Raw genomic sequence first — 21,343 nt, forward strand, 5'->3', positions numbered from 1 at the left:
CGGCACGGGCACACGCGCTGGGTCTCCTGACGGACACACGATCGCCGAGTCACCCGGCACGGGCACACGCGCTGGGTCTGCTGACGGACACACGACCGCCGAATCTCCCGGCACGGGTGCGCGCGTGAGGTCTCCTGACGGAGACACGACCGCCGAGTGACCCGGCGGGGGTGCGCGCGTAGGGCGCGGGAGCTACGCCCCCGCGGATCCCTCCGGCGAGGGGCATCGGCAGGATCCCGGCGGAGCCGTGGCCGTGGCCGCCGGGCCAGGGCCACCGTCGCGACCGGTACAGCCGACTCGCCACCCGGCACGGCCAACACAACGCCCGCAGCCGACTCGCCGACCGGAGCAGCCAACTCACCACCCCGAACGGCCAACACACCACCCGGAGCAGCCAACACACCGCCCCGAACGGCCAACTCGCCGACGGGGGCGGCCAACTCGCCGACCAGGGCGGCCAACTCGCCGACCGGGGTGGCCGACTCGCCGACTGGGGCGGCTGGCTCGCCGACTGGAGTGGCTGGCTCGCCGGGGGGACGGAGAGGCGCGGGGCGGTGGTGTGCGCCAAGAGAAGCCGAGTTCATCAGTCCACCAGCGTTCGGCCGGTCAGCCTGAGGAAGACGTCCTCCAGGGAACTCCGGCGCACCAGGCTCGACAGCGGCCGCAGGCCTCGGGCGTGGGTGCCTTCCAAGGCCGCCTCGCCGTTGTTGCTGTAGAGCAGGACGCGGTCCGGCAGCACCTCCACCCGCTCCGCGAGGCCCTCCACCCGCGATGCCGCCGACTCCTGCTCCCCCGACGCGAACCGCAGCTCGACGACTTCGCGGGTCGAGTAGCGGCTGATCAGTTCGGCCGGGGAGCCCTCCGCCGCGATGCGGCCGTGGTCCATCACCACCAGCCTGTCGCACAGCTGCTCCGCCTCGTCCATGTAGTGCGTCGTGACGATCAGCGTCGTGCCCTGGGCCTTGAGCCGGAACAGGCGGTCCCACAACAGGTGGCGGGCCTGCGGGTCGAGACCCGTCGTCGGCTCGTCGAGCAGCAGCAGCTCCGGGTCGTTGACCAGCGAACGCGCGATCGTCAGGCGCCGTTTCATGCCGCCCGACAGGGGATCCACCTTGTCGTCGGCCCGGTCGGTCAGCTGGGCGAACTCCATCAGCTCGGCGGCTTTCCGCTTGGCCACCGCCCGCGACAGCCCGAAATACCGGGCGTAGACGATCAGGTTCTCCCGGACCGTCAGCTCCACATCCAGGTTGTCCAGCTGCGGCACCACACCCAGGCGCGCGCGGATCCGCGGACCGGCGACGTCCGGGTCCTGCCCCAGCACCCGCAGGTCGCCGTCGCTCCTCGGGGACACGCACGCGATCATCCGCATGGTCGACGACTTCCCGGCGCCGTTCGGGCCGAGGAAGCCGAACGCCTCGCCGCGCCGGACCTCGACGTCGATCCCGCGCACGGCCTCGAACCCGCCGAACCGCTTCACCAGTGCCTTGGCCTGCACCAGCGCCGGTTCCTGCTCCTCCGTCTGATCCACACCCCGACGATAGGACCCGCCACCGACAAAAACCGAACGGTTTAGCCGCGAACGGTCGAAACCAGCGTTTTCGTCACCCCGTTGACCGTCACCGACAGCTTGGCGACGCCCGGGCGCAGTGCCGTCAGCACCCCGGTCGACGGGTCGAACGACGCGACGTCCCACGGCGCGGGCGGCCAGGTCCCGGACACGATGTGCGTGCCCCACGCCCCCGTCCAGTCCGCGCTGACCGGGTACGACACCGGGACGTCGCGGGTGCCTTGGCGCAGCGTCGCGCGGACGTCGGCGTGCGCACCCCGGGAAAGCTCGGCCGGACCCGCCAGAGCCAGCGAGTCGACGTTCGGCCGGGTCTCGAACCGGACCGGCTGCGCGCGGTCGGCCGGGTCGACGCGCAGCAGCGTCCAGCCGACGAACCCGCCGTCGCCCGGCGCGGCCGCGGGTGTCTTGCCCGAGTTGCCGTTGACCAGGTAGGGCACACCGTCCACACGCGACAGTGAGAACACGCCCGCGTGCGAGGCGATCGACGCCGCGGGCTTTCCGGACGTCTGCTCGAAGCCGGTCAGCCAGCCGGTCAGCAGCGCGGCCTCCTTCGGGTCGGCGAGCTGGGAGTTCCCGGTCGGGCTCGGGTCCTTCACCGGGTGGTGCATCGCGACGACGACCCCGCGCACGTTCCGGTCGGCCGCCGCCGAATCGAGCGCCGAGCGCAGCAGCCGGACCTGGTCGAACCCGCCGGCCCGCAGCGATCCGCGCGAGGAGTCGAGCAGCACCAGCCGGATCCCGCGCAGGTCGACGACGCGGTGGGTGTCGCCGAAGACCGCCTGGAAGTTGGCCAGCCCGTTGCCGCCCTCGGCCTCGTGGTTGCCCGGCACGTAGTACCAGGGCGCCTTGCCGTCCAGCTCCTCGGAAATCACCCGCCGCGCGAGCGTGAAGTCGGGCGGGGTGCCGCGGTCGACGAAGTCGCCGTTGATCAGCACCAGGTCCGGCTTCGCGGCGACGGCCTCGCGCAGCGCCCGCCGCGCTTGGGCGACCAGCGGGCCCGCCGGGTCGTCGGCGGTGAACTGCGCGTCGCTGACGACCGCGACGCGCAGGCCGCCGGTCAGGACGCCGTCGGTGACCAGGGCCGGGTCGCGCGGCGCCGGGTCCGCGGGCACCGTCGCCGACGGCGCCACCTCGAACGTCAGGTCGTCGAACACCAGCCGGCCCTCGTACTGCTGGTCCGGCATGTTTTCGACGGCGTAGAACCGGGCCAGCCGCTGGCCGTCGGGCAGTCCGGCCGGCACCGCGGCGGCGACGTAGCGCCAGCCCGTCCAGTCCACGCTCAGCGCAAGGTCCACAATGGACGCGACGTTCGCGCCGTCGCGCAGTTCCGCCCGCAGCCAGGCGCCCTTGCCGTCTCCGTTCACCCACACGCCGATCTTCTGCGTGCCCTTCGGCACCGGCAGCGCCGCGGACGGCGTCACGTAGGCGGCTCGCGTCGCGGTCGTGCCGGTGAGCCGGTAGTCCAGCGCGAGACCGGCGCCGCCGTCCCGCCCGGGCGCCGCGGACAGCGCCGCGCCGACGACCGCCGGGAACACCGTCGCGGTCCAGCCCGCCGGGCCGTCCAGTGGCGCCGCGACCTGGGCGACCGTGCCCACGGACGCGGCGAGGTGGGTGGTCAGGCCCGCGGCCGTCGCGGTGATCGCGGAGGCGCCGGACGCGGTCAGCGCCGTCACGGAGTAGCCGTCGCCCGCCGGGGTCACGCGAACGACCGAGTGGTCGTAGTCGAGCTTCACGTCGTCGGCCTCCAGCCAGGTGCCGTAGCCGTCGGCGTCGTAGCCGTACACCTTGAACGTGCTGGTCGCGCCGGCCGCCGACAGCGCCACCTGCTCGGTGCTCGTGCCGAGCCGGACCGGCTTGCCCAGCACCGAAAGCGCCGTCTTCCCGGACGCCCGGCCGGACTTCGCGACGACGTCGACCCCGCCGGGGCCGTGGCCCGTGACGACCCCGTGCGTCACGGTGGCGCGCCGGGGATCGGACGTCGTCCAGCGCGGTTCGGCGGCGACCGCGGCGCCGGTCTCGTCGTGGCCGTCGGCGACCAGGTGCCGGGTCAGGCCGGTCAGGACGCGGGTCGCGTCCGCCGTCGCGACGGCGGGCGCGGGCGCGAACGCCGTCAGCCGCCCGCTGCCGGGGGCCGTGCCGAAGCCGATCCCGTTGGGCACCAGGCGTTCCCCGCCATCGGACGGCGAGTTGCGGATGCTCGGCGCCGCCTCGCCTTCGTTGCGGGCCAGCAGGGTCGACGAGCCGCCGCCGTCGAGGTTGATGGCGTCGTCGGCGCCGAGGCTCTTCATGTGCCGCGCCAGTTCCAGCTCGGTCATGCCGCGGCTGTCGGCCTGCCGTCCGTCCACAGTGGCCAGCCACAGTTTCGTGCCGTCGGCGGAGAACCCGACCGCGGTCCGCGGGTGCATCGCGACGTTGTCGACGGGCTGCACGACGCCGTCGCGCAGCAGGACTTCGTTGCCGCCCACCGCGACCGCGATCTTCCCGGCGTCGGTGCGCGGCGCGTAGGTGACGCCGACCGCGTCGCCCGGTTGCAGCGCGGCGAGCGCGTCCGCACCGGCTTCGCGGGCCAGCAGCACCGTCGTGCCCGCCGCGATCGGGCCGTCCGCCGGCGCGGTGCGCACCTGCGTGACGACGCCGCCGCGCAGCTCCACCTCGAGGACCCGCGTGGCTCCGGCCACGGACGTCGCGCGGCCGGACGCGCCCCACAACGGCGTGTAGACGCCGATCGCGTCGCGGTCCAGGACGGGACTGTTGAAGTTCGTCGCCTCGACCGCACCACCGGGCAGCGTCACGGTCGCCTCGAGGAACACCGAAGCCAGCCGGGCCTTGCCCTCGTCGGTGATCGACGCCGTGAGGTTGTGCCCCGACGCGGGCGCGGTCTGCAGCTGCCCGTGGTCGACGCCGACGCCGATCGGCGCGCCGGTGGCGTTGATGTCGAAGAAGTCGCCGTTCACTCCGGCGACCGCGCCGGCGCGCGCGACCTGCTGCGAGAGCGGCGTGCGCGCGGAAACCGTACCCGGGCTGAGGTACGTCGGCCGGAGCACCTTGCTGCCCAGGTCGACGGCGAGGGTGTCGCCGCGGATCCAGCCCGCCGGGTCGTACCGGTCGAACTGGGTGAGGTCCAGGCCGGGCGCGACCTCGGTGGTGGCGCTGCCGGTGACGAGGCCGTCGTCGGGGTCCGCGGCGGCGAAGGTCGCCGGGCCTTCGTGGGCCGACGACGCGGCGGGCGCGGCCTCGATCGGCGGCGTGCCCAGCGGTGCCGCGAGCGGATCGGCGTGGGCGGGGACGACGAGCACCGACGCGAACAGCGAGATCAGCGCGCCGGAAAGCACCATGCGTGACTTCTTCACCGGGTACCCCAGTATCGAGTGAGAGTGAGCCGGACCAGCACAGCGCAGCGACGCGGCCACGGGAAGGCTTCGCGGTGAACGCCGCCTGAATGGTCTAGAACAGCTACCGCGTCAGGCCGTGAACGGTGCCCGGAGGAACTGTTCGGCGGTCGCGGTGTCGCCGGTGAGACGCGGCGAGGGGGCCGTGCGCTTCCACAGGTGCAGCAGGAGGTCCTGCGCCGTGGCCTCGGCAGTCGCGACGGAGCCGGTGGCCGGACCGAGGGCAGGTGGTTCACCCGGGTGCAGCGTCCAGGCGTCGCCGGTGTCGGTGGTGCGCAGCGCGAGGGGCGCGGCCAGCGGCGGCGGGGCGTGCCAGCGGGTGACGCGCGGGAGCCAGGCGGTGAGGACCTCGTCGACGCCGTCCGCGGCGACCGCCGGGTCGAGCGCGACGGCGGTGCCGGCCGCGGCGTGCGCGTCGGCCAGGTGGACGGCGGTTTCGTGGACCTGACGGCGGAACCAGAAGGCCTTGACCTTCCCGGTGCCCGCGAAGTGCCAGCAGGGGTCCTCGGGGGTGGCGGCTTCGAGCGCGTCCACCAGCTGCCGGGCGCTTGCGGCGTACCAGGACACGAGGTCGGCACCCGGGTCGTCGGCGAAGCTCTGCCGTTGCGATTCACCGGTGGTGACGACGGCAGCGGCCCAGCGGTGCACGTTGCCCAGGTGCGTGGCGAGGTCGGCGAGGGTCCAGCCCGCGCAGTCCGGCACCGGCGCGGCCGGGTCGGCGGCGCGCAGGACCTCGGCGAACCCGCCGGTCAGCTCCCGCAGCACGGGCAGGTAGTCACGGGCCGGGAACGGCATCGTCGTCATCGGGTCTCCGGGGCGGGCCGGGGCCACCCGAGGGTGGCCCCGGGGCCGATCACAGGTCGGGGAACCAGAGCTTCAGCTCGCGCTCGGCCGAATCCGCCGAGTCCGAGCCGTGGACCAGGTTGTACTGGGTCTCCAGGGCGAAGTCGCCGCGGATGGTGCCCGGGGTGGCCTTCTCGACCGGGTCGGTGCCGCCGGCCAGCTGGCGGAACGCGGGGATGGCGCGCGGGCCCTCGACGGCGAGCGCGACCAGCGGGCCCGACGTGATGAACTCCAGCAGCTCGCCGAAGAACGAACGCTCCTTGTGCTCGGCGTAGTGCTCCTCGGCCAGGGCCTGGGGCACAGTGCGCAGCTCGAGGGCGACGAGCTTGAGGCCCTTGCGCTCGATCCGCGAGATGACCTCGCCGACGAGGCCGCGCGCGACGCCATCGGGCTTGACCAGGACCAGCGTGCGTTCAGTCACGACGGAATTTCTCCTTGTTGCGGTTGCGTGTCGGTGCGCGGAGCCTAGCCGACCCCCTCGGCCGCCTCCGTAGTCGTGGTCACAAACCGGGCAGCCGGGACGGTGGTGTGAAAAAGCCGTGAAGGCGTTTCCTGCCGTCGAGCGCCGAAGAGTCGTTGTGCCGCTTCGATTCGCGCAGCGCCAAGGGAAAGTCCCGTTGCCCCGCGCCGGAGCCGGGCCGGCCGATGCTCGTTCACGGTGGGGCGAGGCGGATGAGGACGACGTCGCGTCCGGAGCGGACGGCCCGGTTCGCCGGCCGGAGCGAGCCCGCTTGCCGCCCTGAAGAGCAGATTTCACCAGAACGAACCGGTCACCGGCCACTCACCGTGCGCAACATCGGCCCTCGGCGCGGACGCGGAAGACAGCGCGCCGGTGTCGCGAAGGCGACCCTCGCCGAGAGCCGGCCCACCCGAAGTCGCGAGGCTCCGCCGTGTCCTGTTCACGACATTGGCCCTACTGTGGGTAAGACCGCTACGGCAAGTAGCCCAACGGATCTAGGCCATAAGGCGAAAGAGTGACGTGTGTCACCTAGTCAAGTATTGATCACACCCGTTGTGAGCGAGCTGTCGCCTTCTCTACAGTGGCCCGCGTGGCTCCCGAGAATGAGTCACACACTCCCATCGGATTCGGTACACCAACCGCCACATTCTTCAAGGAGCAGGCCTTGCTTGGAAACGCCATGAGCAGAGGCCGGGTTCGCACTCGCCGCACCACGCTCGGGCTCGCCCTCGTCGTCGCGGCCGCCACGGCCCTCACCGGCTGCAGCGCGCTCGGCTCGGACAGCTCGAACACCTCGTCGTCCGGGGGCGGCGGCCTGGAGAAGACCAAGATCAAGGTCGCGATCCTGCCCACCATCGACACCGCCCCGCTGTGGCTCGCCCAGGACGGCGGCTACTTCAAGGCCGAGGGCCTCGAGGTGGAAGCCGTCACGGCCGCGAGTGGCCAGGCGTCCATGACCAAGGCGATCTCCGGCGAGGCCGACATCGCGATCTCGAGCTACATGCCGTTCTTCGTCGCGAAGAGCACCGGCGCGGCCGACCTGCAGTTCGTCTCGGACGCGACGTCGATCAGCCCGAAGTCCTTCGCGATCGTCACCGTGCCGAACTCGCCGGTGAAGACGATCAACGACCTCGCCGGCAAGCGGATCGCGATGACCGCCAAGAACACCGCGAGCGACCTGCTGGCCAAGTCCCTGATGAAGGACCACGGCGTCCCCATCGACAAGGTGAACTGGACCCAGATCCCGTTCCCGAACGTCGCGGCGGCCCTGGCGGCGGGTCAGGTCGACGCGGCCCTGCTGCCCGAACCGTTCCTGTCGCAGGCCGCCAAGACCGCCGGCGCGATCCCGGTCGTCGACGTCAACACCGGCGCGACGCAGGACTTCCCGCTGTCGGGCTACGCCTCGACCAAGAAGTGGGTGCAGGCCAACCCGAAGACGCTCGCCGCCTTCCAGCGCGCACTGGCCAAGGCCACCAGCGACACCGCCGCGGACCGGTCCAAGATCGAGCCGATCCTGGTCAAGTACGCCAAGATCGACGAAGGCACCGCGAAGCTGCTCAACCTGCCCGCCTTCACCGCCAAGCTGGACCCCCGGCGCCTCCAGCGCGTGCCCGACCTGATGCTCCAGATGGGCGCGATCACGACCGCGGTGGACGCCTCGTCGATGATCGCCCCCCAAGCGGGCAGCTGAGCTAGCGGAACCGCTCGGCGAAAAAGGCCGGCCCGGCCGACTTCCTCCCGCTCGGGAGGTCGTCGGCCGGGCCGGCCTTTTCGGTGGGACCGAAGGAACTACCGCGTCAGTACGGCGACTTCTCCGCCGAGGTGACGCGGATGTGCACCAGCGTCGGACGCGAGTCGGCCAACGCCGCCGTCAGGCCGGGGACCAGGCCGGAGGGCTCCGTGATCGTCACGCCCTGGCAGCCCATGCTCGAGGCCAGCGCGGCGAAGTCGATGCCGCCCAGCACGGTGCCCGGCAGCTTCCCGCCGCCGATCGAGTCGCCGAAGATGCGGACCGCGGCGTACTCCGTGTTGTCCAGGATCAGGATCGTCACCGGGAGTTCCTGGCGCGCGGCGGTCCAGAGGGCCTGGATGCCGTACATGCTGGAGCCGTCGCCGACCACGCCGATCACCTTGCGGTCCGGCCGGGCGAGCGCCGCGCCGACCACACCCGGGACGCCGTACCCGAGCGTGCCGCTGGCGACCGTGAGGAAACCCGTGTCGGTCGAGGCGATCGGCAGGTGGTCGTGCAGGACACCGCGGTGGCTCGGCGCCTCCTCGACGACGATCGCGTTGTCCGGCAACAGGTCCGCGAGCGTCGAGTAGACGAACTCACCGGTCAGCGTCTCGCCGCTCGGCTTCGCGGGACGCTCCAGCGGCGCGGGCGCGGGCCGGCTCGTCTCACCCACGGCGTCGACGACCGCGCGGATACCGAGCTTCAGCGTGGCGCGGATCCCGGTGCCTTCGAACGCGCGCGCGAGGATCTGCTCGTCGTCGCTGAGGATGAACAGCGGCGGCAGCGGAGCTTCCCCGCGGCCGCGGTCGACGTGGTAGGTGAAGGCGGGCGCGCCGAGCACGACGACGAGGTCGTGCTGCGCGAGCCGGTCGGAGACGGCGCCGCGCTCGGGGTCGAGGAAGCCTTGGAACAGCGGGTGGTTCTCGGGGAACGAGCACCGGGACGACATCGGCGCGACCCACACGCCGGCGTTGACGCGCTCGGCGAGGGCGATCGTCTCTTCGACGGCGCCGTCCTGGTCGACGGCCCCGCCGACGACGATGGCGGGCCGTTCGGCGGCCTCCAGCGCGGCGGCGAGTTCGGCGACGGCCTCGGGATCCGGTGCGAAGCCCCGGATCCGCGCCCGGTTGATCATCGGGCGTTCGGTGGTGGCGGTCCAGTCGTCGGCCGGGACGGACACGAAGACCGGACCGGACGGCGCCTGCGTCGCGATGTGGTAAGCGCGGGCGAGCGCGGCCGGGACGTCTTCGGCGGTCGCGGGCTCGATCGACCACTTCACGTACGGCTTCGGGAATTCGGGGGCGTCCATGGCGCCGAGGAACGGATCGTGCGGCAGCAGGGAGCGGCTCTGCTGGCCGGCGACGACGATCAACGGCGTCCGGTTCTTGTACGCGGTGTAGAGGCTGCCGAGCCCGTGCCCCACCCCGCCCGCGGAGTGCAGGTTGACGAGCACGGCCTTGCGCGCGGCCTGGGAGTAGGCCTCGGCCATCGCCACAACGGCGGACTCCTGCAGGCCGAGGATGTAGTCGAAGTCGTCCGGCCAGTCGGTCAGGAACGGGACTTCGGTCGTGCCGGGATTGCCGAACACCGTGGTGAGGCCGAGGTCGCGGAGGAGTTCACGGGTGGCGTCCAGCACCGTACGCTTGATCATGCCCACAGACTAACGCTTAGCCTTGCGAAGGAAAGCCCCCAAAAGGCCGCCCCGACGCCGGTGAGCGGGCGATCCGCTCCGGACGCGCCGCCCGGATCCCGGGGGATTTCCCCCATGTCGCGCGAGCTCGCCGTCGGTAGCGTGGCGAGCACGACAAGGGGGTCAGATGAGACCATTCGGGAAAACCCTGGCGGTGCTGACTGCGGCACTCGCCGCCACCACGCTGGGCACCGGGATCGCGGACGCGGGCCAGGACGGCGGCAGGGCCGTCCTCCGCTACACCGAACACGGCGTCCCGCACATCGTCGCGAAGGACTTCGCCGGGCTCGGTTACGGGTACGGCTTCGCGGCGGCGACCGACAACGTCTGCGAGCTCGCGAACATCTACCTGACGGTGACCGCGCAGCGTTCGAAGTACTTCGGCCCGGAGGGCGAGGGGTACCCGTCCCTGTCCGAAGCGGGCAGCAACCTGCACAGCGACCTGTTCTTCCAGCGGATCAACGACTCCCACGTCGTCGACCGGCTGGTCGCGCAGCCCGCGCCGCTCGGGCCGCGGCGCGAGGTCCGCGACATCGTCTCCGGCTACGTCCGGGGGTTCAACGCCTACCTCGCCCGCACCGGCCGGGCCGGGATCTCCGACCCGGCCTGCCGCGGCGCGGACTGGGTCCGGCCGATCACCGAGCAGGACTTCTACCGGCACTACTACGCCATCGCGATCACCGGCGGACAGGGCGCGATCACCGACGGCCTGTTCACCGCGCCACCCACCACGAGCGCGACACCGGCCCCCGGCACGGCGGATCAGCTCGCGACGCGCGTCCGGGAGACGCTCGGCGGCGGCGGGCTCGGCAGCAACGGGATCGCGATCGGCGCCGACAGCACCGCGGCCGGCAAGGGCAGTGTGCTGCTCGGCAACCCGCACTACCCGTGGCACGCCGGGCGCCGGTTCTGGCAGAGCCAGCTGACCATCCCGGGCCGGTTCGACGTGGCCGGCGCGAGCCTGCTCGGCATGCCGTTCATCCAGATCGGGCACACCGCCGACGCGGCCTGGACGCACACCGTGTCCACGCCGATCACCTTCGGCCTGTTCGAAGTGCCGCTGAAGCCCGGCGACCCGACGACCTACCTGGTCGACGGCAAGGCCGAGAAGATGACTTCGCGCGACGTCTCGGTCCAGGTGCGCCAGGCCGACGGCTCGCTGAAGCCGGTCCGGCAGACGTTCTGGTCGACGCGGTACGGGCCGGTGATCGGCGACGTCGCCGGGATCCCGGTGCCGTGGACGGCGAAGTCGGCGTACGCGGTGCGCGATGCCAACGCGACGAACCTGCGCGGCCTCAACACCTGGTTCGAGCTCGACCAGGCGCGCAGCACGGCGGACATCACCCGCGCGCTGAGCAGCACCCAGGGGGTGCCGTGGGTCAACACCATCGCCACCGACCGGGCGGGCCACGCGCTGTACTCCGACGTCCAGGTCGTCCCGCACGTCACTGATGAGCAGGCGAAGACGTGCAGCACTCCGCTGGGGCAGCAGACGTTCCCGGCCGAAGGACTGTCCATCTTGGACGGTTCGAAGTCGTCGTGCGGCTGGGGTTCCGACCCCGGCGCGGTGGAGCCGGGCATCTTCGCGCCGTCGCGGCTGCCGCAGCAGCAAAGCCGGGACTACGAGCTGAACACGAACGACAGCGCGTGGCTCGCGAACGCGGCCACCCCGATCACCGGCTACCCGCGGATCGCCGGCGACATCGGCACCGAACGCTCACCGCGGACCCGGGAAGCGCTGCTGAGCGCCGAAAAGGGCGGGTTCACGACGGACTCGATGAAGCAGCTGCTCTTCGCCGACCACAGCCTGCTCGCCGACCTGACGGCGGCGGACCTGGCGAAGCTGTGCGCGTCGTTCCCCGGCGGGCAGGCCCCGTCGTCGACCGGCCCGCAGCCGGTCGGGCCCGCGTGCGCGGCCCTGGCGAAGTGGGATCACACGTACTCGCTCGACAGCCGCGGTTCGCTGCTGTTCCACCGGTTCACCGTCCGGCTCGGCGGCGCGGCGCGGTTCACCGTGCCGTTCGACCCGAAGGCCCCGGTGACCACACCGAACACGCTGAACACGGCGGATCCCGGCGTGCAGAAGGCGTTCGGGGACGCGCTGGCCGACCTCGGCAAGGCCGGGCTCGCGCCGGACGCGCCGCTGCGGGACGGCCAGGCCGTCACCCGCAATGGCGAGCGGATCCCGATCCACGGCGGACCGGGGCAGCTCGGCATCCTCAACGTGATGACGCCGCTGTGGGACCCCTCGCGTGGGGTCGTCGACATCCAGCACGGGTCCAGCTACATCCAGGTGGTCGGGTTCAGCGGGCACGCGTGCCCCGACTCCTCGACGGTGCTGACCTACTCGCAGTCGGCGAACCCGAAGTCGCCGTACTTCAGTGACCAGACGAAGCTCTACAGCCGGGGTCAGTGGGTGAAGGACCGCTTCTGCGAAGCCGACATCCTGCGCTCCCCCGCGCTGCGGGTCGTCGTCCTGCGGTGAGTCAGGGCTGGGGCTGCTGCTGGCTCGCGAGGGTGCCGGCCGCCAGCCGGCGGGCGACGTCCTTGCGCAGCCACAGCAGCCACAGCCAGACCGCCAGGAAGATCACGCCCAGCACGGCGATCGCGGGCAGCCAGAACACCAGCGCGATCAGCACGACCTGCAGCGCGAGGAGCACCGGGACCGTCCACGGCCGCTTGACGAACCCGCAGAGGACGACGTGCAGGAGCGCGACGCCCAGCACGGTCCAGCCGGTGCCGGTGCCGATCCCGCCGCCCAGCTTGTTCACCACCGGCAGCGCGAGGGCGACGGTGATGCCCTCCAGGATCAGCATCCCCGACATCACGCCGCGGAACCCCTTCATCGGGTCCTTCGGCTTCGGTGCGGTTTCCGTGGTTTCCGGGGTCTCACTCACGCCGGCTCCTTCCCGAACAGCGTGCGCGCCTCGCCCGCGGTGACGACCGAGCCGGTGACCAGCACGCCGCCGCCCGCGAGGGCCTCTTCGGGGTCGTCACTGCTCTCCACCAGCGCGATCGCCGTCTCCACGGCGGTCTGCAGATCGGTCTCGGCGACGACCCGGTCTTCCCCGAAGATCGAGATCGCCAGGTCGTTGAGCTCTTCCAGCGGCATCGACCGCGGGGACGAGTTGCGTGTGACGACGACGTCGGACAGCACCGGCTCCAGCGCGTCGAGGATGCCGCGCGCGTCCTTCTCGGCCATCACGCCGACGACGCCGACCAGGCGGCGGAAGGCGAACTCCTCGGCCACGGTCGCGGCCAGCGCGCGGGCGCCGTGCGGGTTGTGCGCGGCGTCGAGCAGCACGGTCGGCGCCGCGCGGACCCGCTCGACCCGGCCCGGGTTCTCGACCTCCGCGAACGCCTCGCGCACGGCCTCCATGACCAGCTGCTTGTCTTTGCCCGCACCGAAGAACGCCTCGACCGCGGCCAGCGCGAGCGCGGCGTTCTGGGCCTGGTGGGCGCCGTGCAGGGGCAGGAAGATCTCGTCGTAGACGCCGCCGAGGCCCTGCAGCTTCAGCATCTGCCCGCCGACGGCGATCTCGCGCTCGAGCACGCCGAACTCGCTGCCGGCGCGCGCCACCGCGGCGTCGACCTCGACGGCGCGGTCCAGCAGCACCTTCAGGACCTCGGGGTCCTGCTCGGCGATCACCGCGACGGACCCGGGCTTGATGATCCCGGCCTTCTCCTTGGCCGCGCCGAGGATGTCGGGGCCGAGGTACTCGATGTGGTCGAGGCCGATCGGCGTGATGACGGCGATCTCGGCGTCCGCGACGTTCGTCGCGTCCCAGGCGCCGCCCAGGCCGGCTTCGACCACCGCGGCCTCGACGGGCGCGTCGGCGAAGGCGGCGAAGGCCATCCCGGTGAGGATCTCGAACTTGCTCATCGCCACGCCGTCCGCGGCGGCACCGTCCACCATGGCCACGTACGGCGCGAGGTCGTGCCACAGCTCGGCGTAGCGCGCGGCGGAGATCGGGTGGCCGTCGAGCGCGATCCGCTCGGTGACCAGCTGCAGGTGCGGGCTGGTGTAGCGGCCGACACGCAGGCCCATCCGGGTCAGCAGCGCGTCGATCATCCGGGCGGTGGAGCCCTTGCCGTTCGTGCCGGCCACGTGCAGCACCGGGTAGCCGCGGTTCGGCTCGCCCAGCAGCTGGACCAGCGCGGAGATGCGGGCCAGCGACGGCTCGATCTTCGTCTCCGGCCAGCGCTGGTTCAGCTCGGCCTCGACGGCCATCAGCTCACGGCGGGCCTCGGGGCCGTCCGGGTGGCCGTACGCCTCGGGTATGCCCTGGTCGTCGAGTTCGTGCAGCTCGGCGTCCTCGGCGGTGATCATGTCGGGCACCGGGCCGGTGGCGAGGTTGTCGCCCAGCTGGCCGATCCCGCCGATCCCGCCGCGCGCGCCGCCACCCGCGTCGAACGCGGTGTCCCGCGCGTTCAGCTCGGGGTCGGTGTCGTCGTCGTCCTCGTACCCCTGGGCGCCCAGCTCGTCGACGCCCGCGAAGCTGTCCAGATCCGACAGGTCCGGCCTGCGACCTGTCTCATCCTGCGGCACTGAATCTCCTCCGGCCTGGGGTTTTCGCACTTGCCCGTCGAGTCTACGTGCGCGATTGGTGGCACTCTCGACGCATGCCGTTCAACCACAACGACCACTACCACCCGCTGCTGCTGGACCAGCTGCCGCCGGGGCCGGGGATCGCGCTGGACGTCGGCTGCGGCACCGGCCGGTTCGCGCGGCGGCTGGCCGCGACCGGGATGGCGGTGGAGGCCCTCGACGTGTCGGCGGCCATGGTGGAAGCGGCGTCGGGCCTCGGGTCGCCGGGCCCGGGCAAGATCGTCTACCGGCAGGCGGACGTCACCACCGACGACCTGCCGGAGCAGCACTACGACTACATCTCGTGCCTCGCGTCCCTGCACCACGTGCCGTTCGGCACGGTCACCAAGCTGCGCCGCGCCCTGGTGCCGGGCGGGGTGCTCGTGGTGCTGACCCCGGCCCGGCCGAGCGGCCCGCGGGACTGGCTGCGGGAGCTGGCGGCGGTGCCCGCGAACGCGCTGGCCCGGCTGGTCGTCTACGCCGGCGAGCGGCTCAACGGCGGCGGGGACGACGGGCCACGGGCCCCCACGCAGGCCCGGTTCCCCTCGGTCGCCGAGGTGCGGCGCGACGCGGCCCGGCTGCTGCCCGGGAGCACGGTCCGGCCCTTGCTGTTCTGGCGCACCCTGATCACTTACCGTGAGCCAGAAGTCGATCACCCGTTGTGACACCACGGGCGGGTGAAGTCCGCCCCCGCACCACCCCGTGCTCGCTAGATGTGGAGGGAGTTTTTCTCAGAACAGAACGGGGTTTTCATGCGCATCACCCGGCTGCTCGTCGCCGTCGTCTCGGCAGCCATCCTGCTTCCCGCGTCCGCCACCGCGGCGTCGGCGGCGCTCTCGGTTTCTCGCATCCACCACTACGTCGCTCTCGGCGACTCCTACACCTCGGGGCCGTTCATCCCGGTCCAGCGGACCGACCCGCTCGGCTGCGGGAGGTCGACGGCGAACTACCCGTCGGTGCTGGCGGACGCGCTCCGCGTCGGCGACTTCGACGACGTCAGCTGCGCCGGCGCCGACACCACGAACATGACCCGGCCGCAGTCGGTGCCGTTCAACGGCACCAACCCGCCCCAGCTGGGCGCCCTGCGGATCGACACCGACCTGGTCACCCTCGGCATCGGCGGCAACGACTTCGGCGTCTTCGGCGGCATCGTCGGGACGTGCCCGGGCCTGCGGGCCGGCGACCCGACCGGCAGCCCGTGCGAAGAGCACTTCACGCCCAACGGCGTCAACACGGTGAAGACGGCCATCGGGAACATCGAGCCGCGCGTCGAGGCCGTGCTCGCCGCCATCCACCAGCGCTCGCCGGGCGCGCGGGTGCTGGTCGTCGGCTACCCGCGGATCGCGCCGCCGAGCGGCTACTGCCCGGACGTCCTGCCGTTCGCCGACGGCGACTACGGCTGGCTGAACGAGGTCGAGCAGGAGCTGAACCAGGCCCTGTCGGACGCCGTCGACGCGGACGGCAAGGCCACCTACGTGGACACGTTCGGCCCGTCCCGCGGGCACGACGCCTGCGCCCGCGGCGGCTCGGCGTGGATCAACGGCAAGAACCAGAACGTCTTCGCCGCGGCGGCCTACCACCCGCTGAAGGCAGGCATGGCCGGTGTGGCCGCGGTGGTGCTCAAGCAGGCCCGCTGATTCGCGCGTGAGGGGCACCCTCAGGGACTCTGCGTCCCTGAGGGTGCCCCTCACGGCTTTCGGTCAGACGGAGACCGTCGCGGACACGAAGTCCAGGACCAGCTGGGCGAACTCGTCGGGCAGCTCGGCCGGGGCGCCGTGGCCGGCGTCGATCGTGGCGGCGCGGGCGCCGGGGATCGCCGCCAGCAGGTCGCGCTGCTGGTGGGCCGTGACGATCCGGTCGTGCGCGCTGCCGAGCACCAGCGTCGGCGCGGTGATGGCGCCGAGCACCGGCCGGAGGTCGACGTGACGGTCGGCTTCGGTCTGGCGATCGGTGCCCGGCTGGATCACCTTCGCGAGGTCCGCGACCAGCGCTTCGTTGCCCGCCGCGGTCGCCGTGGACCAGTAGCGCGGGCCGAACGCCATCAGCGGCAGCATCCGGGCGAACGCCGCCGGGCCGTCGGCCAGGAGCTCCAGCCAGTAGCGGAACTCGGCGTCCTGGCGGACGTCGGTGACCGGCCAGGCCGCGTGCAGCACGGCGGAACGCACGCGGTCCGGGTGGGTGCCGGCCAGGTGCGCGGCCACGACGGCGCCGAGCGAGTGCCCGACGACGTGCGCGGCCGCGACCCCGGCGTCGTCCAGCACGGCCAGCACCTCGGCGGCCAGATCGGCGACGTCGACCGGCCCGCCGTGATCGGTGGTCAGCCCGGAGCCGGAGAAGTCCGGGGCGAACACGGTGAAGCGGTCGCGGGCGAGCGCCGTCAGCGGCCCCCACTGCTCGCGGGACGCGGCCGTGCCGTGGAGCAGGAGCAGCGCGGGACCGCGGCCGTCGACGTCGTAGTGCACGGCGGCTTCCCCGCCGGCGAGGGTCACGGGGACGGTGGGCATGGCTTTCCTTCCTCAGACGGCGACGGGGAGGGCGGCGCGCAGGGCCGCGGTGAACGCGCGGGGGTTCTCCTGGTGCGGGATGTGCCCGCAGCCGGCGATGACGTGCACCCGCGCCCCCGGCGTGGCGGCCGCGCAGCTGCGCGGGACCTCCAGGGGGATCTCGGTGTCGAGCTCACCGTGCAGGTAGGCGATCGGGACGGTCAGCTGCGGCAGCCGCGGCCGCGGGTCGTACGTCGTCACCTCGGTGAACAGGTCGTCGCTGTAGACGCTCGAGTCCGCCAGCTGCCGCACGGTCCAGTCGACCACGCCCGGCGAGACACCCGGGGCGAACCAGCTCGGCACCCATTCCGCGAGGGTGCCGATCCGGTCGTCGGCCATCCGTTCGCGCAGGTCGAGGACCTTTTCCCGCATCGCGGCCGCGGGCCAGTAGGCCGGCCCGTCGACCGCGACGACACCGCCGACGAGCTCGGGGCGGGCCAGGGCGACCTCGGTGGCGAAGACCGCGCCGAACGAGGAGCCGACGATCACGGCGCCTTCGATCCCCAGCTCTTCGATCACCGCGGCGACGTCGGCGGCCAGGCCGTCGATCGTGTTGCCCTCGAGCGGGTGATCCGACTTGCCGCACCCGCGCCAGTCGAGGGTGACGACGCGGTGGTCGCGCACCAGGTCGGGCAGGCAGGACTGCCAGGCGCGGCCGCTGGTCCCCCAGCCGTGCAGGAGCAGCAGGGCGGGGCCGGTTCCGGCGTCTTCGTAGTGCAGACGGGTGCCGCGAACGTGCAGGTAGGGCATGTCCGGTTCCTTTCTTCCGGCTTCCAGCCAACCGCCCGGGCGCGGGTTTTCCGATGGGCACTCCGCTCCTACACTGATCACGAACGCTGATGAATGGGGGCACGGTGGAGCTGCGGCAGGTGCGGTACTTCCTCGCGGTCGCCGAGGAGCTGCACTTCGGGCGGGCGGCGGAGCGGCTCCACATCGTCCAGCCCGCGGTGAGCCAGCAGGTGCGGCGCTTGGAACGGGAGCTGGGCGTTTCGCTGTTCGGCCGGACGACGCGGAGCGTGTCGCTGACCGAGGCGGGCCAGCGGTTCCTGCCGCACGCGCGGGCGGTGCTGGCGGCGGCCGATCGCGCGGCCGATTCGGTGGCGGAGTTCCGCGTCTCGGCCACGCTGGTCCGCCTGGGCACGAGCGAAGGCCTCGGCGACCGGCTGGATCTCTTGCTGAACGCGTTCGCCCGTCTCGCGCCTTCGGCTGCGTTGGAGCTGGTCCACGCACCGACAACCCAACGGCTGCAACGCGTCCGCGACGGTTCGCTGGACGCGACGATCGTCCGCGGGTCCTGGCCGGGTTCCGGGCTGGACTTCACTCCCCTGTGGACGGACGAGGTGATGGTCGCCCTGCCCGCGTCGCACCCGCTGGCTTCGTGCGAGGTGGTCGCCTTCGCGGATCTGGCTTCCCTGCCGGCACGCCTGAGCCCGCCTTCACGGAACCAGCCGCTGTACGACCTGGTGCTGTCCTGCTGCCGCGAAGCGGGCTTCGAACCGGTACTGGGCAAGGACTTCACCACCGCACAGGACACCCTGGGTACGCTCGGCTACGGCCGTCCACACTGGACGGTCTTCTACCGCGCGCACGCCAACCTGCTGCCGGTGCCCGGGGTGGCGTTCCGCCCCCTGCGCGACCCGGCACCGCGAATGCCGACGTACCTGGTGACCCGCGCGGACCAGCGGGTGACGCCGGAACTGGTGGCGCTGATCGAAGCCGCCCGCGAGACCGAATCGCGCTGAGCAGCCCCCGTTTTCCACGCTACCGAAGGGGTACGACAATCTCCCGTCGGGAAGCGCATCTTTCCCTAGGAAAGTGGCGTCCGGGGGTTTCGCGAGGCGGCACTTTTCCTACGAAAGTGCCGCCTTTCCACCGTTGGCGTCAGGAAGCCGGGAGGGCGGCCAGGCGGGCGGTGATGCGGTCGATGTCCGCGACCGCCGTTTCCTTGCGGACCTTGATCTTGTCGATCACCGGCGCGGGGGCCTTCGCGATGAACGCCTCGTTGCCGAGCTTGGCCTCCGTCTGGGACAGCTCCTTCTGAGCCGCCGTCAGGTCCTTCTGCAGGCGCTTGCGCTCCGCCTCGACGTCCACCGTGCCCGAGAGGTCCAGTTCCACCGTGACCACGCCGTCCGCCAGGGCCACTTCGAGCGACGCGCTCGCCGCGAACTCGTCCGACGGCGCGGTCAGGCGCACCAGCGACCGGATCGCCTCTTCGTGACCGCCGGTGTAGCCGCCCAAGCGGGCCGCGACCTTCTGGCCCGGCTTGAGGCCCTGGTCGGCGCGGAAGCGGCGGATCTCCGTGGTCAGCTTCTGGACGTCCGCGATGTGCGCGTCGGCGACCGCGTCCGCGTAACCGGCCGCGGGAGCGGGCCACGCCGCGATCACCAGGGACTCGCCGCCGGTCAACGCCGTCCACAGCTTCTCGGTGATGAACGGGATGAACGGGTGCAGCAAGCGCAGCACCGTGTCCAGCACGTGGCCCAGCACCGCGCGAGTGGCGGAAACGCGCGCGTCATCGCCCTGGTACAGCTGGACCTTCGCCAGCTCCAGGTACCAGTCGCACAGCTCGTTCCAGGTGAACTGGTAGAGCGCGCCGGCCACCTTGGCGAACTGGAAGTCCTCGAACAGGCCGTCCACTTCGGACGCCAGCGCGCCGAGGCGGCCGAGGATCCAGCGGTCCGACTCCGTCAGCTCAGCAGCGGGCGGCAGCGGCGCGGCGACCGAGGCGCCGTTCATCATCGCGAACTTGGTGGCGTTCCACAGCTTCGTGCAGAAGTTTCGGGAACCCGCGGCCCACTCGTCGGCCAGCGCCATGTCCGCGCCCGGGTTGGCGCCGCGGGCCAGGGTGAACCGGGTGGCGTCGGCGCCGTAGGCGTCCATCCACTCCAGCGGATCGATCACGTTGCCGCGCGACTTGGACATCTTCTTGCCCTGCGCGTCACGGATGAGCCCGTGCAGGTAGACGTGGTCGAACGGCTGCTGGCCGTCCATCTGCTGCACGCCGAACATCATCATCCGGACGACCCAGAAGAACAGGATGTCGTAACCGGTCGACAGCACGCTGGTCGGATAGAACTTGGCCAGGTCCTCCGACTCGGAGGGCCAGCCCAGCGTCGACATCGGCCACAGGCCCGAGGAGAACCAGGTGTCCAGGACGTCCGGGTCCTGCGTCCAGCCCTCGCCCGACGGCGGCTGCTCGTCCGGTCCGACGCAGACGACTTCGCCGTCCGGGCCGTAGAAGACCGGGATCCGGTGGCCCCACCACAGCTGGCGCGAGATCGTCCAGTCGTGCATGTTGTCGACCCAGTCGAAGTACCGCTTGCCCAGCTCCGGCGGGTGGATCTTGGTGCGGCCGTCGCGGACCGCGTCGCCGGCCAGCTTGGCCAGCTCCTCGACCTTGACCCACCACTGCAGCGACAGCCGCGGCTCGACGACCGTGTCGCAGCGCGAGCAGTGCCCGACGGCGTGCACGTACGGCCGCTTCTCGGCGACGATCCGGCCGAGCTCGCGCAGCGCCGCGACGACCGCGGGCCGCGCCTCGAACCGGTCCAGGCCCTCGAACGGGCCCTTCACCGTGATCTCGGCGCGCTCGTTCATCACCGTGAGCATCGGCAGGTCGTGCCGGCGGCCGATCTCGAAGTCGTTCGGGTCGTGCGCCGGGGTCACCTTGACCGCGCCGGTGCCGAACTCGGGGTCGACGTGCTTGTCGGCCACGATCGGGATGCGGCGGCCGGTGAGCGGCAGCTCGACCGTGGTGCCGACCAGGTGCGCGTAGCGCTCGTCGTCCGGGTGGACGGCGACCGCGGTGTCGCCCAGCATCGTCTCGGCGCGGGTGGTGGCCACCACGATCGCGTCTTCGCCGTCGCCGTAGCGGATCGACACGAGCTCGCCGTCGTCGTCGTTGTGGTCGACCTCGATGTCCGACAGCGCGGTCTGGCAGCGCGGGCACCAGTTGATGATCCGCTCGGCGCGGTAGATCAGGCCCTCGTCGAAGAAGTTCTTGAACACGGTCTGGACGGCCTTCGACAGGTTCTCGTCCATGGTGAAGCGCTCACGCGACCAGTCGACGCCGTCGCCGAGGCGCTTCATCTGGCCGAGGATCCGGCCGCCGTACTCGGCCTTCCACTCCCAGACGCGCTCGACGAACTTCTCGCGGCCCAGGTCGTGGCGCGAAAGCCCTTCCCCGGCGAGCTGGCGCTCGACGACGTTCTGCGTCGCGATGCCGGCGTGGTCCATGCCCGGCAGCCACAGCACCTCGTAGCCCTGCATGCGACGGCGGCGGCTCATCGCGTCCATCAGGGTGTGGTTGAGCGCGTGGCCCATGTGCAGGGAACCGGTCACGTTCGGCGGCGGCAGTACGATCGAGAACGGCGGCTTCTCCGACGAGGCGTCGGCCGTGAAGTACCCGGCCGCTACCCAGCGGTCGTACATCGGTGCTTCCTCGGCGGCCGGGTCCCAGGCACCCGGAAGGTCGGTGGTCTGCTGCGGAGCGTTCTCGGTCACAATGGACAAGTCTACGAACCCGTCACGG

15 protein-coding genes are annotated in these 21,343 nt (G+C 71.9%); 5 read left to right on the top strand and 10 right to left on the bottom strand.

The genetic code is table 11. The annotated features are described in order from the left end of the window. Positions 1-583: 583 nt before the first annotated feature. From OHS18_RS18260 to ndk, 4 genes are all read right to left on the bottom strand, one after another. Positions 584-1,528, bottom strand: a complete 945-nt coding sequence (locus OHS18_RS18260; protein ID WP_328617848.1) for an ABC transporter ATP-binding protein — start codon at positions 1,526-1,528, stop codon at positions 584-586. Positions 1,529-1,569: 41 nt separating this feature from the next. Beyond that, positions 1,570-4,902, bottom strand: coding sequence for a phosphodiester glycosidase family protein (locus OHS18_RS18265; RefSeq protein ID WP_328617849.1), 3,333 nt, complete (start codon positions 4,900-4,902; stop codon positions 1,570-1,572). A 126-nt stretch (positions 4,903-5,028) separates the two neighbouring features. Next, positions 5,029-5,760: a maleylpyruvate isomerase family mycothiol-dependent enzyme gene (locus OHS18_RS18270; protein ID WP_328617850.1), complete on the bottom strand. Its 732-nt coding sequence runs from the start codon at positions 5,758-5,760 to the stop codon at positions 5,029-5,031. A gap of 49 nt (positions 5,761-5,809) precedes the next feature. Beyond that, positions 5,810-6,220 carry a nucleoside-diphosphate kinase gene (gene ndk, locus OHS18_RS18275; protein ID WP_328451012.1) on the bottom strand — a complete coding sequence of 137 codons (411 nt, stop codon included), beginning with the start codon at positions 6,218-6,220 and terminating at the stop codon, positions 5,810-5,812. Between the two features lie 718 nt (positions 6,221-6,938). On the opposite strand from ndk, the gene OHS18_RS18280 reads away from it, so the two are divergent. Next, positions 6,939-7,949: an ABC transporter substrate-binding protein gene (locus OHS18_RS18280; RefSeq protein WP_328617851.1), complete on the top strand. Its 1,011-nt coding sequence runs from the start codon at positions 6,939-6,941 to the stop codon at positions 7,947-7,949. A 106-nt stretch (positions 7,950-8,055) separates the two neighbouring features. Here the strand turns inward: OHS18_RS18280 and mdlC are convergent, their stop codons facing one another. Then, positions 8,056-9,642 carry a benzoylformate decarboxylase gene (mdlC, locus tag OHS18_RS18285; RefSeq protein WP_328451009.1) on the bottom strand — a complete coding sequence of 529 codons (1,587 nt, stop codon included), beginning with the start codon at positions 9,640-9,642 and terminating at the stop codon, positions 8,056-8,058. A gap of 166 nt (positions 9,643-9,808) precedes the next feature. Between mdlC and OHS18_RS18290 the strand changes: the two genes are divergently transcribed. Next, entirely contained in the window at positions 9,809-12,166 is a 2,358-nt protein-coding gene (locus tag OHS18_RS18290; protein ID WP_328617852.1) for a penicillin acylase family protein, read from the top strand. A 1-nt stretch (position 12,167) separates the two neighbouring features. On the opposite strand, the gene OHS18_RS18295 is transcribed toward OHS18_RS18290, so the two are convergent. Together OHS18_RS18295 and folC are read right to left on the bottom strand one after the other, a co-directional pair. Beyond that, a complete protein-coding gene (locus OHS18_RS18295; protein WP_328458843.1) occupies positions 12,168-12,527 on the bottom strand; it encodes a DUF4233 domain-containing protein in 360 nt (119 codons plus the stop codon). 47 nt (positions 12,528-12,574) lie between these two features. After that, entirely contained in the window at positions 12,575-14,230 is a 1,656-nt protein-coding gene (gene folC, locus OHS18_RS18300; RefSeq protein ID WP_328617853.1) for a bifunctional tetrahydrofolate synthase/dihydrofolate synthase, read from the bottom strand. Positions 14,231-14,304: 74 nt separating this feature from the next. Here folC and OHS18_RS18305 point away from each other — a divergent pair, with 74 nt between their 5' ends. Together OHS18_RS18305 and OHS18_RS18310 are read left to right on the top strand one after the other, a co-directional pair. After that, on the top strand, positions 14,305-14,934 hold the full coding sequence (locus OHS18_RS18305) for a class I SAM-dependent methyltransferase (RefSeq protein WP_328617854.1): 630 nt from the start codon (positions 14,305-14,307) through the stop codon (positions 14,932-14,934). An 87-nt stretch (positions 14,935-15,021) separates the two neighbouring features. After that, on the top strand, positions 15,022-15,906 hold the full coding sequence (locus OHS18_RS18310) for an SGNH/GDSL hydrolase family protein (RefSeq protein WP_328451001.1): 885 nt from the start codon (positions 15,022-15,024) through the stop codon (positions 15,904-15,906). Positions 15,907-15,969: 63 nt separating this feature from the next. Here OHS18_RS18310 and OHS18_RS18315 read toward each other — a convergent pair whose 3' ends face one another. Together OHS18_RS18315 and OHS18_RS18320 are read right to left on the bottom strand one after the other, a co-directional pair. Next, entirely contained in the window at positions 15,970-16,773 is an 804-nt protein-coding gene (locus OHS18_RS18315; RefSeq protein ID WP_328617855.1) for an alpha/beta fold hydrolase, read from the bottom strand. A 12-nt stretch (positions 16,774-16,785) separates the two neighbouring features. Then, positions 16,786-17,562, bottom strand: a complete 777-nt coding sequence (locus OHS18_RS18320) for an alpha/beta fold hydrolase (protein ID WP_328617856.1) — start codon at positions 17,560-17,562, stop codon at positions 16,786-16,788. Positions 17,563-17,651: 89 nt separating this feature from the next. Between OHS18_RS18320 and OHS18_RS18325 the strand changes: the two genes are divergently transcribed. Further along, positions 17,652-18,554 carry a LysR family transcriptional regulator gene (locus OHS18_RS18325; protein ID WP_328617857.1) on the top strand — a complete coding sequence of 301 codons (903 nt, stop codon included), beginning with the start codon at positions 17,652-17,654 and terminating at the stop codon, positions 18,552-18,554. Positions 18,555-18,693: 139 nt separating this feature from the next. Here OHS18_RS18325 and OHS18_RS18330 read toward each other — a convergent pair whose 3' ends face one another. Then, the gene (locus OHS18_RS18330) at positions 18,694-21,315 is read right to left on the bottom strand and encodes a valine--tRNA ligase (protein ID WP_328617858.1); all 2,622 of its coding nucleotides are present in this window, start codon (positions 21,313-21,315) and stop codon (positions 18,694-18,696) included. Between the last annotated feature and the right edge of the window lie 28 nt (positions 21,316-21,343).

Source organism: Amycolatopsis sp. NBC_00355, assembly GCF_036104975.1.
GTDB lineage: Bacteria > Actinomycetota > Actinomycetes > Mycobacteriales > Pseudonocardiaceae > Amycolatopsis.

Coding starts and splice junctions, on each gene's coding strand:
- OHS18_RS18295 (WP_328458843.1), bottom strand. CDS start 12,527: ATGAAGGGGTTCCGCGGCGTGATGTCGGGGATGCTGATCCTGGAGGGC.
- OHS18_RS18265 (WP_328617849.1), bottom strand. CDS start 4,902: ATGGTGCTTTCCGGCGCGCTGATCTCGCTGTTCGCGTCGGTGCTCGTC.
- OHS18_RS18290 (WP_328617852.1), top strand. CDS start 9,809: ATGAGACCATTCGGGAAAACCCTGGCGGTGCTGACTGCGGCACTCGCC.
- OHS18_RS18305 (WP_328617854.1), top strand. CDS start 14,305: ATGCCGTTCAACCACAACGACCACTACCACCCGCTGCTGCTGGACCAG.
- OHS18_RS18320 (WP_328617856.1), bottom strand. CDS start 17,562: ATGCCCTACCTGCACGTTCGCGGCACCCGTCTGCACTACGAAGACGCC.
- OHS18_RS18270 (WP_328617850.1), bottom strand. CDS start 5,760: ATGACGACGATGCCGTTCCCGGCCCGTGACTACCTGCCCGTGCTGCGG.
- mdlC (WP_328451009.1), bottom strand. CDS start 9,642: ATGATCAAGCGTACGGTGCTGGACGCCACCCGTGAACTCCTCCGCGAC.
- OHS18_RS18325 (WP_328617857.1), top strand. CDS start 17,652: ATGAATGGGGGCACGGTGGAGCTGCGGCAGGTGCGGTACTTCCTCGCG.
- OHS18_RS18315 (WP_328617855.1), bottom strand. CDS start 16,773: ATGCCCACCGTCCCCGTGACCCTCGCCGGCGGGGAAGCCGCCGTGCAC.
- OHS18_RS18310 (WP_328451001.1), top strand. CDS start 15,022: ATGCGCATCACCCGGCTGCTCGTCGCCGTCGTCTCGGCAGCCATCCTG.
- OHS18_RS18280 (WP_328617851.1), top strand. CDS start 6,939: ATGAGCAGAGGCCGGGTTCGCACTCGCCGCACCACGCTCGGGCTCGCC.